The organism is Solibacillus sp. GQ1 (assembly GCF_059758555.1).
This window is the reverse complement of sequence record NZ_JCAXEX010000002.1, coordinates 245787-258357: the sequence shown is the minus strand read 5'-3', so window position 1 is coordinate 258357 and position 12571 is coordinate 245787. Positions and strand designations below refer to the sequence as shown.

Annotated in this window: 6 protein-coding genes and 1 pseudogene; 4 read left to right on the top strand and 3 right to left on the bottom strand. The window is 45.0% G+C overall.

Annotated elements, in window-relative coordinates; genetic code table 11:
* The first annotated feature begins 4 nt into the window (after nt 1–4).
* From AC6CH1_RS13635 to AC6CH1_RS13620, 4 genes are read left to right on the top strand one after another with little or no spacing between them, the layout of a single operon-like run.
* A complete protein-coding gene (locus tag AC6CH1_RS13635; RefSeq protein ID WP_498318008.1) occupies nt 5–6943 on the top strand; it encodes an amino acid adenylation domain-containing protein in 6939 nt (2312 codons plus the stop codon).
* Complete coding sequence (locus tag AC6CH1_RS13630) at nt 6936–7142, top strand: MbtH family protein (protein ID WP_498318007.1); 207 nt, start codon at nt 6936–6938, stop codon at nt 7140–7142. The genes AC6CH1_RS13635 and AC6CH1_RS13630 overlap by 8 nt, the downstream gene beginning before the upstream one ends.
* Nucleotides 7139–8506, top strand: a complete 1368-nt coding sequence (locus AC6CH1_RS13625; protein ID WP_498318005.1) for a DHA2 family efflux MFS transporter permease subunit — start codon at nt 7139–7141, stop codon at nt 8504–8506. Before AC6CH1_RS13630 ends, AC6CH1_RS13625 begins: the two co-directional genes overlap by 4 nt.
* Before the next feature lie 29 nt (nt 8507–8535).
* Nucleotides 8536–9189 (top strand): 4'-phosphopantetheinyl transferase family protein, encoded by a 654-nt coding sequence (locus AC6CH1_RS13620; protein WP_427712142.1) that lies wholly within the window; start codon nt 8536–8538, stop codon nt 9187–9189.
* Nucleotides 9190–9241: 52 nt separating this feature from the next.
* Here the strand turns inward: AC6CH1_RS13620 and cypC are convergent, their stop codons facing one another.
* The 3 genes and pseudogenes from cypC to dhbC form a co-directional block, all read right to left on the bottom strand.
* Complete coding sequence (gene cypC, locus AC6CH1_RS13615) at nt 9242–10492, bottom strand: CYP152 family fatty-acid peroxygenase CypC (RefSeq protein ID WP_498318003.1); 1251 nt, start codon at nt 10490–10492, stop codon at nt 9242–9244.
* Between the two features lie 157 nt (nt 10493–10649).
* Nucleotides 10650–11282 (bottom strand): annotated as a pseudogene (locus AC6CH1_RS13610) (isochorismatase family protein); the annotation flags it as partial.
* Nucleotides 11283–11339: 57 nt separating this feature from the next.
* Nucleotides 11340–12542: an isochorismate synthase DhbC gene (gene dhbC, locus AC6CH1_RS13605; RefSeq protein WP_251690168.1), complete on the bottom strand. Its 1203-nt coding sequence runs from the start codon at nt 12540–12542 to the stop codon at nt 11340–11342.
* Between the last annotated feature and the right edge of the window lie 29 nt (nt 12543–12571).

Sequence of the window (12571 nt, the reverse complement as noted above, 5' to 3'; positions counted from 1 at the left end):
TCGAATGGCTGAATTACGTTTCCCTTTAACTGAAGCTGCTGCAGGGATTTGGTATGCCCACCATTTAACGGAAAGCCATTTATACAATACAGCGGAGTACTTACATATTCAGGCTCCGGTGGATTCCACCCTTCTGTTACAGGCAGTCGATGCCACAATTGAAAGCGCGGTTGGACTACATATCCAATGTTCAGAGGAAGAAGGTTCACTTTTCCAGACGATTCCTTCTTCTGTTCAATTTCATTCTGAACAGATTAGGTGTTCAATGGCTGAAGCGTTTCAACATATGCAGGAAGATGTCGAAACATTGCTTGATTTAACAAAGGACAACTTTGTTCGCGCTATTTTATTTTCGGTGTCTGCCGAAGAACATTTCCTTTATTTGCGCATTCACCATCTTGTCAGTGATGCGTATAGTTTCCGGTTACTGTTCCAGCAAATTTCCGAGCGCTATTCGGCTTTGCTTCATCATGAATCATTCACAAAGCAGTTTGGTGACTATGTTCAGATGGTAGAGCAGGAAGTGAAGTACAGAACTTCCGATAAGGCAACGGCGGACGCTGCCTACTGGTTATCCAAAATGCAAGGAACCGAAGTCATTTCGCTCAGCAAAAAAAAGAGTGGTCGTATGGGACAGATTATTTTACACCCCTCTTCCCTTTCTGCCACTACATGGATGAAATTAGAAACATACAGTAAGCAGCTGCACGTCAACATACAGGAAGTCGTTACCGCAGCAGTTATTGCCTACACAAAACGGATGTCACAGGCAGAGGATGTGATTGTCGGCATTCCGTTGATGAACCGTTTTGGTCATAAGTCACTGTCCGTACCAAGTACACGGGTAAATGTTTTGCCTTTGCGTGCAACGTTTACGACTGAAGAAACTTTTGAACAGCTATGTATAAATGTGAAAAGCTTTATGACGGAGATGAAGCAGCATCAGTTGTACCGTCAAGAACAGCTGCGCCGTGATTTGCGGCTGACTACCGATGATCAGCTGTATGGTCCGGAAATTAATTTCATGCCTTTTTATGAAAACTATCTGTTCGGAAATGTCGAGGTAGAGCACAAGAAAGTTGTGACAGGGCCTGTTGAAGATATTTCTTTCAATTTCTATAGCACGCCAAATGGAATGCAGTTTGATCTTGTAGCCAACTCGGATCTTTATGAACAGGCAGAAGTGGAATGTCATGCCGCACGTTTCCTACAGTTGCTTGAGTTATTGGTAGATCAAGCTGACACACCACTGTTCAACTTCCCGATACTATTGCAAGAAGAAGCGGCAATGTTTGAGGCAAAACAAGGTACTGTCAGTGAGCTGAAAAATGCCACTGTATATAAATTATTCAAAAAACAGATGGAAAATATGCCTGGTGCAACCGCTGTTGAGATGAATGATACATCTATTTCCTATGCCGAACTGGATCTGCTTGTCGGTCGGATTGCGCATCAGCTGAAAGCGCATGACATTGGGCTCGAAGACTTTGTCGGAATTTGCATGGACCGTTCGATTGAAATGGTCGCAACGATGCTTGCCTGCTTCAAGGTTGGTGCTGCCTATATTCCGATGGATCCTGCTTATCCGGCAGAACGGCTACTTTATATGATTGAGGATGCTCGTCCTAAAATTGTGCTCGTAAATGGTGAGGTTTCATTTATTGCAGAAGGAACATCGATTGTGCCGTTACACCCTTCGAAGCAAATTTACGAACCGATTGCTAATTGTATTGGACAAACAGCTTATATGATTTATACGTCTGGATCTACGGGAAATCCAAAAGGTGTCGTCGTTGAAATGCCAAGCCTGGTTAACTTTTTACAAGCGATGCAGCATCAATTTACATTATCTGAAAAGGACAATTTACTGGCGATTACAACGATTTCTTTTGATATTTCGGCATTGGAGCTTTATTTACCGCTGCTGTACGGGGCATCGATTCATCTGGCGACAAAAGAACAGGTACAGGATCCAGTTGTGATGCAGTCGCTGATCGAGCAGCAAAACATTTCCATCATGCAGGCAACACCGACTGTTTGGCAGATGATGGTACAGTACGCAAAAGATGCGCTGAAAGGACTTACTGTACTTGTCGGTGGTGAAGCACTTTCAAAAAGCCTTGCGCAGGCACTACTGGAAGCAGGAGCAACCGTTCACAATATGTATGGACCTACCGAAACAACAATCTGGTCAACTTGCACGGAAATTCGCCCGCAAGATACTCCTTCATTAGGGAATGCAATCGACCGGACAGATATTTATGTGCTCGATACCATGCTGCAGCCCGTTCCGATTGGTGTCGTTGGGGAATTGTATATTGCTGGTGACGGACTGGCGCGCTGTTATCATAATCGTCCAACCTTAACGGCAGAACGTTTTGTTGCACATCCATTTGCATCCGGAAAACGCATGTACCGGACTGGCGATCTAGTTGTGTGGCAGGAGGATGGCAGCCTTCATTATGTTAGCCGGGCCGACCACCAAGTCAAAATTCGCGGCTTCCGTATTGAATTAGGTGAAATCGAAAATGCGCTTGAAGAATTCACTTCAATTGAACAAGCCGTTGTGATGATCCGTGAAGATCAGCCGGGTCATAAACGAATCGTAGCCTATGTAGTTGGGAATGAATCAGAGGAACAATGCAGACTGCAGCTTGGAGAACGTTTGCCGGATTATATGGTACCTGCTCATTTTGTTTTCATGAAGACCTTTCCATTAACGAATAACGGAAAAGTCGACCGGAAAGAGCTGCCGCAGCCTCATGTTTCGATTATTGCAAAAGTGAAACCGACAACGCGTACCGAAGAAACGATTTGTACATTCTTTGGAAATATTTTGAATCTCAAATCAGTGGGAATTGATGAAAACTTCTTCCAGCTAGGAGGGCATTCCCTGCTAGCAACCGAGCTACTATTGGCATTACGGAAAACATTTGCTATCGATTTATCGATCTCCGTCATTTTCAATCAGCCTACTGTAAAAGAGCTGGCACAAGCAGTGGATAAAGCAAAGAAAAAGACGCTCGCTGTAATCGACAGACAGCAAGTTGAAAAAATTCCTTTATCGCATGCACAGCGCAGTTTATGGTTTATACAGCAGCTGGAGGAATCAAGTGCTTCTTATAATATTCCGCTTGTTTATACATTTGATCAGCCGATTGATGTATTAAAACTGATTAAAGCCATTGGTAAAGTGGTAGAAAAACATGCCATTTTACGTACAGTTTATCCTGCAGTGGATGGGGTGCCCTATCAGAAAATCGTTGAGGATACGCCGAAAGTGCTGATTGAGGAAGTAAGCCCCGAAGAGGTGCCGGCTCAAATTAATGCGTGCACGCGCTATGCGTTTGATTTGAAACAGGAACCCGGCTTCCGTGTAACGCTCATCAATTTGAACACATTGGTCGTTGTTTTCCACCATATTAGTGCGGATGGCTGGTCACTTGCAACATTCACTGAAGATCTGCAGCTTGCCTATGAAGGCCATGAGCTAGAGCCGTTAACGATTCAATACCATGACTTTGCGGTTTGGCAGCAAACGCACGGTGTTTATACAGACGACAACATTACTTATTGGAAGGAAAAACTGAAGCATGTTCCGGATGAAATTGAGCTTGTCCGGGATGGAAAGCGTCAATTGCAGGTGAAACCGACTAGCGAAACTTTGACGTTTACAATCGATTCCGCGCTTCACAGACAATTGCAGCAGCTTGCAAAAGATGAACAGGCAACTCTTTACATGGTGCTACAAAGCGGATTCTTGGCCCTCATGACAAAGCTCGGTGCAGGGGAAGATCTGATTCTCGGTAGTCCAATGGCGGGCCGTGATCAGGAAGAACTGCTGGCAAATGTCGGTATGTTCATCAATACGGTTGCGATACGGACGGATACTTCCGGGGACCCTCGTTTCACAAAATTAATGGAACGCGTAAAACAAACCTCGATTGAGGCAATGGAGCACCAATATGTTCCTTTCGATCATATTGTCGAAACATTAAAACCGACTCGTGTCCCTTCACAGCATCCGATTTTCCAGATTATGTTCGCCTTACAGAACACGCCTCAGCCATCACTTGTAATGGAAGGCCAAAATGCCGACATTCAGCTGCATACGGTTGGGCAGCCGAAATTCGATTTGAATATCGAAATGCGGGAGGTATATCTAGCCGAGCAGCCTAATGGTATCGAAGTACAGGTGGAATTCCGAACAGATTTATATGAAGCAAAAACAGTTACCGCTCTTATGGAACGCTATGTAATCGTCCTGCAGCAGGCGTTGCATAATCCGGCCATTTCAGAATTGAATGTGCTGTTGGAACAGGAACAGGAACAAATTCTGCTTGACTGGAATCCGAAAGGCCATGTAAGTAAGCCAAAAACGATTGCCGAACAATTCGAAGCGATTGTGGAAATGCATGCCGAACGAATTGCTGTCAGTGACGAAAACGAAGAGCTTACTTATACCGAATTGAACCGTAAAGCGAACCAGTTAGCACATCTTTTACTCGAAAAAGGCGTTACATCCCAAACATTTGTCGCACTGTTAATGCCGCGTTCAACCGATATGATTGTCAGCATTTTAGCCGTTTTAAAAGCCGGCGCTGCCTATGTGCCGATTGATCCGGTTTATCCGCAAGACCGAATTGACTATATTTTAAACGATTCAAACCCGAGCTGTTTAATCACTACAGAAGACCTGAAGCCGTCTGCAGAAGCGACATCTGTGTTGGAAGTGCTTGTAATGGAGGAGGTTTCACTTACTTCATTCCCTGGTGAAAATACAAATCATAACAATCATCCAATGAATCCGGCCTATGTTATCTATACTTCCGGTTCAACTGGCCGACCAAAAGGTGTGGTTATTCCGAACCAGAACGTTATCCGCTTACTTGATGCAACAGATGAATGGTTTCATTTTAACGAAGAAGATCGCTGGTCGCTGTTCCATTCCTATGCCTTTGACTTTTCCGTATGGGAAATATGGGGTGCCCTGTTATATGGCGGTGAGCTCGTAATCATACCGTACAATGTCAGCCGCTCACCTACCGACTTTTTGACATTGCTTGCAGACAAGAAAATTACGGTGCTGAACCAGACACCATCTGCCTTCTATCAGCTCATGACCGTTGATAAAGAGCATCCCGAACTGTCCGGACAACTGGCACTACGCTACATTGTGTTTGGCGGGGAGGCACTTAACCTGACGCGTTTACAGGAATGGTATGACCGACATCCGGAAGATGCACCTACCCTTGTGAATATGTACGGCATTACCGAAACAACTGTCCATGTCAGCTACTTAAGTGTAAATGAAGAACTGAGCCAGTCACAGGCGAATAGTCTGATCGGCACGGCGATTCCTGATTTAAATATTTATGTCCTTGATGGGCAGTTAAAACCTGTTCCTCCCGGTGTTGTCGGCGAAATGTATGTTTCTGGCGAAGGCTTGGCACAAGGCTATTTAAACCGCGCTTCCTTAACGGCAGAACGTTTTATCGCCAACCCGTATGGACCTCCGGGAAGCCGGATGTACCGTACAGGCGATCTGGCTCGCTGGACGAAAAATGGCGAACTGGACTATATCGGACGCATTGATCACCAAGTGAAAATACGCGGTTTCCGCATTGAGCTTGGCGAGATTGAACAAGTGCTTCTGAATCATCCGCAAATCGCACAGGCAGCTGTCATTGCGAGAGAAGATCGAAAAGAAGATGTCCGCTTGGCTGCCTACTATGTTCCGGAGCAAGGCACGGACGTAACCGAGCAAATGTTGAAAGATTTCGTCTCCCGTTCGCTACCGGTCTATATGGTTCCTTCAAGCTGTACTTGCCTGGAGCAAATGCCGCTTACAGCAAACGGAAAACTGGATACGAAGCAGCTCCCTGCTCCTGTTATTACATTGCAGGAACTTGTATTGCCGAAAACACCGCAGGAAACATTGCTTTGTGAACTGTTCTGCGAAGTACTGAATCTGCCACAGGTCGGCACAGAGGACAGCTTTTTCGAACTTGGCGGCCACTCGTTACTAGCCGTACATCTGATCGGACGCATTCGAGTGGCATTCGGGAAAGAGCTGGCAATCGGGCATTTGTTTGAAGCACCTACTATATCCGGACTCGCACATATTCTGCAAAAAGGAAAAGAATCACAGGCATTGAACACCGTACTGTCGTTACGCAGCGGGGAGCAACCGATTTTTGCTGTCCATCCTGCTGGTGGGTTAAGTTGGTGCTATGCAGGATTGCTAAAAAATCTGCCGCCGGAGTTTGCCCTATACGGCATTCAAGCAAAAGGGATTGCCGAAGACTGTGAACTTCCGGGTTCTTTAACTGAAATGGCGCTCGGCTATATTGAAGCCATCAAAGAAATTCAACCAAAAGGACCTTATCGTCTACTCGGATGGTCACTTGGCGGAAATGTCGTACAGGAAATGGCTGTCCAGCTGGAACGCCAAGGAGAGGAACTGTCGCTTCTATGCATTATGGATGCCTACCCGTTCACATTCACCCCGCCAGTGAAGCTGACGGAAGAACAGGAGGCACTCGTGGCACTTCTTGCCCTAGCCGGGTATGAACCTGATATAGAAGATGAAGTGACACAGGAATATGTAATAGATGCTCTAAAAGCAGAGGGCAGCGCGATTGCAACATTAGATGAATCGACCTTTCTGCGCTTAAAAGAAGTTTATAAAAACTCGATTCAGTTACTGAAAAATCATCAGCAAGAAACGTATAATGGCGATGCTTTATTTTATAAATCTACACTTGTGCCATATTGGATCCCGGACGTTGATGTTACTTCGTGGAATCCGTATATCAAAGGAGAGCTTACACAGATTGATATTGCCTGTCGCCATAAAGATATGTGTCAATCCATCCCATTGAATGAAGTCGGTCAAACATTAGTCAAGTACTTAGTAAAGGAGAAAAAAATGTATGTCTAACCCTTTTGAACAAGAAGATCGTGAATTTTACGTTTTGCGAAATTCGGAAGAACAGCACTCTGTATGGCCAGCAGTCATTCCTGTCCCTGCCGGATGGGAGGTCGTATATGGCCCTGCGTTAAAACCATTATGCCAACTCTATATAGAAGAAAATTGGCTGGATATGAGACCTAAAAGTCTGCGTAGTGTTTTGGGATGAAAGCACAGCGAGCAGTCATCATCGCCCTCTATGTTGTGGCGATGTTCATGGTTTCAATCGACGGAACGATTGTCAATGTGCTACTTCCTACAATTGCCGTTGAATTCGGTGTAACGCCGGGGGCAACGAACGGCATTAATATCGGCTACCTTGTCAGCATCGCTGTTGCATTGCCTGCTGCCGGCTATTTAAGCAATCGGTACGGCGTAAAAAGAATGTATGTACTCTCTGTCAGTCTATTTACACTCGCCTCTCTTCTTTGCGGATTGGCGGGAAGCTTGCAGGCCCTTATTTTAGCGCGCGTGCTGCAGGGACTGGCAGGAGGAATCATTACACCCGTCAGCATGACACTGCTGTTTCGGACATTTTCTCCACCGGAAAGACAAAATCTGTCGCGTTCATTAGTATTGCCTATCGCCTTTGCACCGGCGATTGGCCCCTTAGTGGGTGGACTGTTTTCGGAGTATTTATCATGGAACTGGGCGTTCTTCATTAATATTCCGTTTGGTATCATCATCGTCCTGATCGGACTTTTTGCCTTAACGGAATTTGAGATTTTTAAAGCACCGTTTGATACGAAAGGCTATCTGCTCATTGCACTCGGGTTGCCGCTGTTAATGCTCACTCTGAGCCTTATTGCATCAGACGGTGTTTCCATTACGGTCGTCTTTTGTGCGATTGTCGGTGTATTTTTATTAAGCCGGTTTTATGTATATGAACGAAAAATAAAAGAGCCGCTGCTGGATGTGCGTCTGTATGAACAACCGCTTTTCCTTTCATCGAGTCTCGTCGCGATGTGTTCCATGGGCGCCTTGATGGGGATGCTGTATCTGTTCCCGCTCATGTATCAGTACGCGTACTCAGCTTCTGCTCTGGAAAGCTCACTTATTACGTTTACCGAGGCACTTGGACTGATGGTCGCATCCAAATTACTGCCTCGAACATCCAAGCGTTTCGGAATGCTGCATACAGTACGTCTCGGTTTGATCGGTACAGTAATGATTTTCTGCTGTATCGCCATCATTGGTCCTTCAGCAAATCCTTGGCTGTTACGCGGATTGATGTTTGCAGTCGGGATATGTTTAGGACATAGTGTAATCGGTTCGCAACTTTCGGCCTTTCATCATGTAGCAAAAAGTCAGATGAGCAAGGCGACAACGCTATACAATACGCTTAACCGCGTTGGAGCAGCAGTAGGAATTGCACTTGTAGCGACGACATTAACCGTGTCTGGTCGCTACTTTTCAGAGATCCTTTCTTATCAGTACGCCCTCGTTGCTACGGTTGTTCTGCTTCTGGCAGGACTCGGCTGTTCTTTATTTGCGAAAGAACAGGAAACTATTCTAAAGGGAGAAAAAGCATGACAACCATTGCCTATTGCAAGATCAACGAGATGCCTACTGATTGGCAACGTTATCTTCCCTTTTTGGAAAACGACGTGGTGCAGCGTATTGGACGCATGCGGAAAAAGGAAGATCAGTTGCGGACGGTTTGTGCCCATTTACTGACGAAGATGATGTTGGTGACGACTTACGAAATGGAATTGTCTGAAATTCGCTTTACCAAAGATTCAAACGGTAAATACCAACTAGGACAAGACCTTCACTTCAATCTCTCCCATTCCGGAAGTTATGTAGCATGTGCCATTAGTGATTTTCCGGTTGGAATTGATGTGGAACAGCAGGTAACAAGGGACTTCTCTCTCTTTCAAACATTGTGGAGCGAAGAGGAGAATCACTTCTATAAGCTTCTTGAACAGGAAGCATTCTATGCCCTCTGGACTGCTAAGGAAAGTTACGGGAAATATAAAGGGTTTGGTTTACACGATTCTTTAATAGAGGCAACGATTCGGCAAGATGGATCGATTCATCACCCCGCCTCATGTGTAAAAGCCCGTACCATACCTTTTTTCCTTGCACCTGGTTACAGTGCAGCTGTCTGTTTGGAGGATTCCTTGGAAAACGTGACGCACGTTCAGTGGGCACAAATTGAAACGTTTTTCAGGGAAAAGGTTGGAACATATGAGAAAATTGATTTAACGAATTAGCATTTAAAAAGCCTGTAACCAAGTAAAAGGTTACAGGCTTAATCCATTCATCTTATACTCGCTGAACATTATTAATTACTACTTTGCTTTTAGGCAAGCTTGGAATACTTACTTTGCTGTAGCTTAAATCCTGTTCCGGAACATCGTATGTCATTTGGTTAACTAGGAAATCCAGACTCACTTTCATCATCTCAATCGTCACCCATTCCCCCGCACAGCGATGGCCTAAATAGTAATCGCCGCCACCTTGCGGAATAAAGCTGAACGGACTGCCATCCCAGTTTTCAAAACGGCTCGGCTGAAACACTTCGGGATTCCCCCAAATATTCGTATCATGATTCGTTCCGTATAAATCCAATAAAGTTAATGTACCCTTTTCAAACGTATAATCCTTCCATGTAAAATCTGTTTTTACTTCCGCAGCGGCAAAAGGGAAGAATGGATAAAAACGGCGCACCTCCTGCACAAACATCTGTGTATTTTTTTCGTTGCCGGATTGAAGTTTCTTCCGCTCTTCCGGATAATGATGTGCAGCCAATGCTGAAAAAGTAATATAGACCGCAATCGCTACAATCGGCCTTAATATATTGATTACTTCTACAGAAGCGACCTCCTGATCAAGAAGATTCCCTTCCAAATCACGATGCATTGAAAACGTATACAGTGCTGTACCTTCTTCGGGATTCAATTTCCCCTCGCGCACTTGGTCGATGAGGTTCCCCATCCACTTTTCCACCCGGTTTCGTGCATGTCTGCCAGCCCAGTGCGATGGTCCGATTGCCGTCGCCGATTCAAACATCGATCTAAAATCGTCGGCGAGCTTTTTCATGTCCTTGTCTTCCACCGGTACCCCCGCCCACTCACAAGCAGTACGGCACATAATTTCCAGCGCTTCCTCGTAAAGAACAACGTCGTCCATCTCCTGCCATTTAGTTAAAGCCGTGTCCCACTGCTTCGCGGCAATTTCATTCAGTTTTTTAAGTCTGTCCTGGGACATTATGGACATAAACATCTTTTTCCGGTGCTTATGGGTATCTCCATCCAGTGTCTGAACACCCTTTTTGCCGAATAATGTTTCGGCAACACGGTTTGGTGCAACGCCTGCCCTTTTAAACTTACTGTTATCGTAAAAAAGGTCGGCCGCTTCCTTTCCGCCCATACAGACCGCCTTTTTTCCAAGCAATCGTGTTTCGAACAGATCGGAATGAAAGCTTTGTCTTCTATTTAAAATATACAAATAGCCTTCTCTCAGAAGATTCAAGCTGTGGTCAATTCCTTCTTCCTTTGGCACCGAATTTGTCATCTACTTCATCTCCTTTTTTCTAAAAACATTGTCGGTAACCAATTCCCTGTTTATTCTTCAAAAAAACTTGCTTCCATTTGAACGCAAAAAACAGGCGGCGAAAATTTTCACCACCTGTTCATTCTTATACGAGCTCTGCTTCTGCAGATGTCTCACGCTTTAGCTGATCCATAATTTGTGCTGTAGAATAAACTGCCCCACAGCGTCCTGCCACATAGTTGATCGCCATTTCGTGCTCATCTTGTGTAAAATCAGCTACCGCATCGGCAATGAAAAAAGGCTTAATGTCCGACATGAAAGCTTCTCCAGCAGTCATGAGGCAACCGATATGGGCGTAAACCCCGCAAATGATTAACTGATCTCGGCCTTGTTCATTCATCATTTCCAGTAAATTAGATTTTTTAAATGCACTGTAGCGCCATTTTTTCAATACGATATCGGCCTTGCCTGGCGCCAATTCATCGATCACTTTTGTAATATTCGGATCGTCTTTTAGTCCTGTTCCCCAAAAATCAGTCAGTAATGCGCGATCCTCTGGTTTTTGATTTCCCGATTGCGCCGTATAGACAACTGGAATGCCAAGTTCATCGCATTGTTTTCTGATTGCTTTTATGTTGGCGATCATTTCACGAACTAATGATGAATCCTTCTCATAATAATCGATAAAATATTGCTGCATATCATGAATGAGTAGGACAGACTTGTTGGGATCGACTTCCCAACCTACTTTATTTTTTGGAAGATTGCTTTCTTTTGGCATTTTATATGATGAGATCGCTGGAATAGCCATCTAAATCACTCCTTTTTCTTTGTTGGTGAACCCTGTTGTATTTCATATAAATAGTCGTTAAATATCCTTCAGCTGCTCTGTATCGATACCCATTGCGCGAAGCATTGTCTGGAATTTCGCACCCGTCTCAGCCAATTCTTCTTCAGGCTTCGATTCGCTCACAACGCCTGCTCCCGCAAATAATCGTAATGAATCGCCATTTGCCTCTGCGCAGCGAATCGTCACAACCCATTCCCCGTCGCCTTCAGCATCACACCAACCGATTGTGCCTGTAAAGAAGCCTCGGTCAAACGGTTCAATTTCTGTGATTGCCTGTCTTGCCTTTTCCGTTGGTGCGCCACAAACAGCTGGTGTAGGTTGCAGGGCAATGGCTAAATCCAACGATGAGATATCCGCTTCCAGGAGCTCTCCTTTAATGACAGTCGAAAGATGCATCATCGTTTCCGTATACACGACTGACGGTTTTTCCGGGACTTCGATCGTTTTTAGTAATGGACGCAATCCCTTGACGACTGCTTCCACTACGACCGCATGCTCATGTAAATCCTTTGGAGAAGAAAGCAGTTCCTCTGCACGTCTTTGGTTCTCTACCGGATCTTCACTTCTAGGTCTTGAACCTGCCAATGGATTCGCGATGGCGTACATCCCTTGTCTTGAAACAAGCAGCTCCGGACTAGCCCCGATGAGCGAAGCCTTTTGATTTCCGTATTCAATCGGTGCTGCAAACGTATATCCATGTTTGTTTTGATACGCAAGATTTCGTAACAGCTGCGGAAGGTCGATCGGCTTATTGAGACTTACTTCCAGTGAACGTGCCAGTACAATTTTATCGAGTTCGCCGTTTTTTATTCTTTCAATCCCTTGTATGACACCCTGCTTATAGTGCTCTGGTGATGGATTGGATACGAGCCGATTAACAGTAACAGATGCTGAAGCGGTCACTGCCCTTTCCTCCTGCTGCAATGATGGTGCGATTTGGATAGATTCCGGAACAAGTAAACAAGCCTTTTTATAGTAATCAAATGGCACCGCGCCCGCTACGACAGGTCGTGGATGTCCTTGTTCTTTGGCTTTCTTCAACGCGCTCGCCACTCTATCGGACAATCCTTCCATCTGGTTTTGAAGTGGTTCACCCGCTGGCACGTGCATGAATACACCTTTGCCTAATATCGTTCTTTTTGGTGTTTCAATGAAAAAATCACCAACTTCATACTCATCTAAAAGTTCATGTTCGATTAGTGCTTTTTGTTTGCTTACCATATTACCGCTCCTTTTCGTTTCACTACTCT

Excerpts from the sequence above, each read along its gene's own strand:
- AC6CH1_RS13635 (WP_498318008.1), top strand. The coding sequence starts at position 5 with ATGGCTGAATTACGTTTCCCTTTAACTGAAGCTGCTGCAGGGATTTGG.
- cypC (WP_498318003.1), bottom strand. The coding sequence starts at position 10,492 with ATGACAAATTCGGTGCCAAAGGAAGAAGGAATTGACCACAGCTTGAAT.
- dhbC (WP_251690168.1), bottom strand. The coding sequence starts at position 12,542 with ATGGTAAGCAAACAAAAAGCACTAATCGAACATGAACTTTTAGATGAG.
- AC6CH1_RS13630 (WP_498318007.1), top strand. The coding sequence starts at position 6,936 with ATGTCTAACCCTTTTGAACAAGAAGATCGTGAATTTTACGTTTTGCGA.
- AC6CH1_RS13625 (WP_498318005.1), top strand. The coding sequence starts at position 7,139 with ATGAAAGCACAGCGAGCAGTCATCATCGCCCTCTATGTTGTGGCGATG.
- AC6CH1_RS13620 (WP_427712142.1), top strand. The coding sequence starts at position 8,536 with ATGCCTACTGATTGGCAACGTTATCTTCCCTTTTTGGAAAACGACGTG.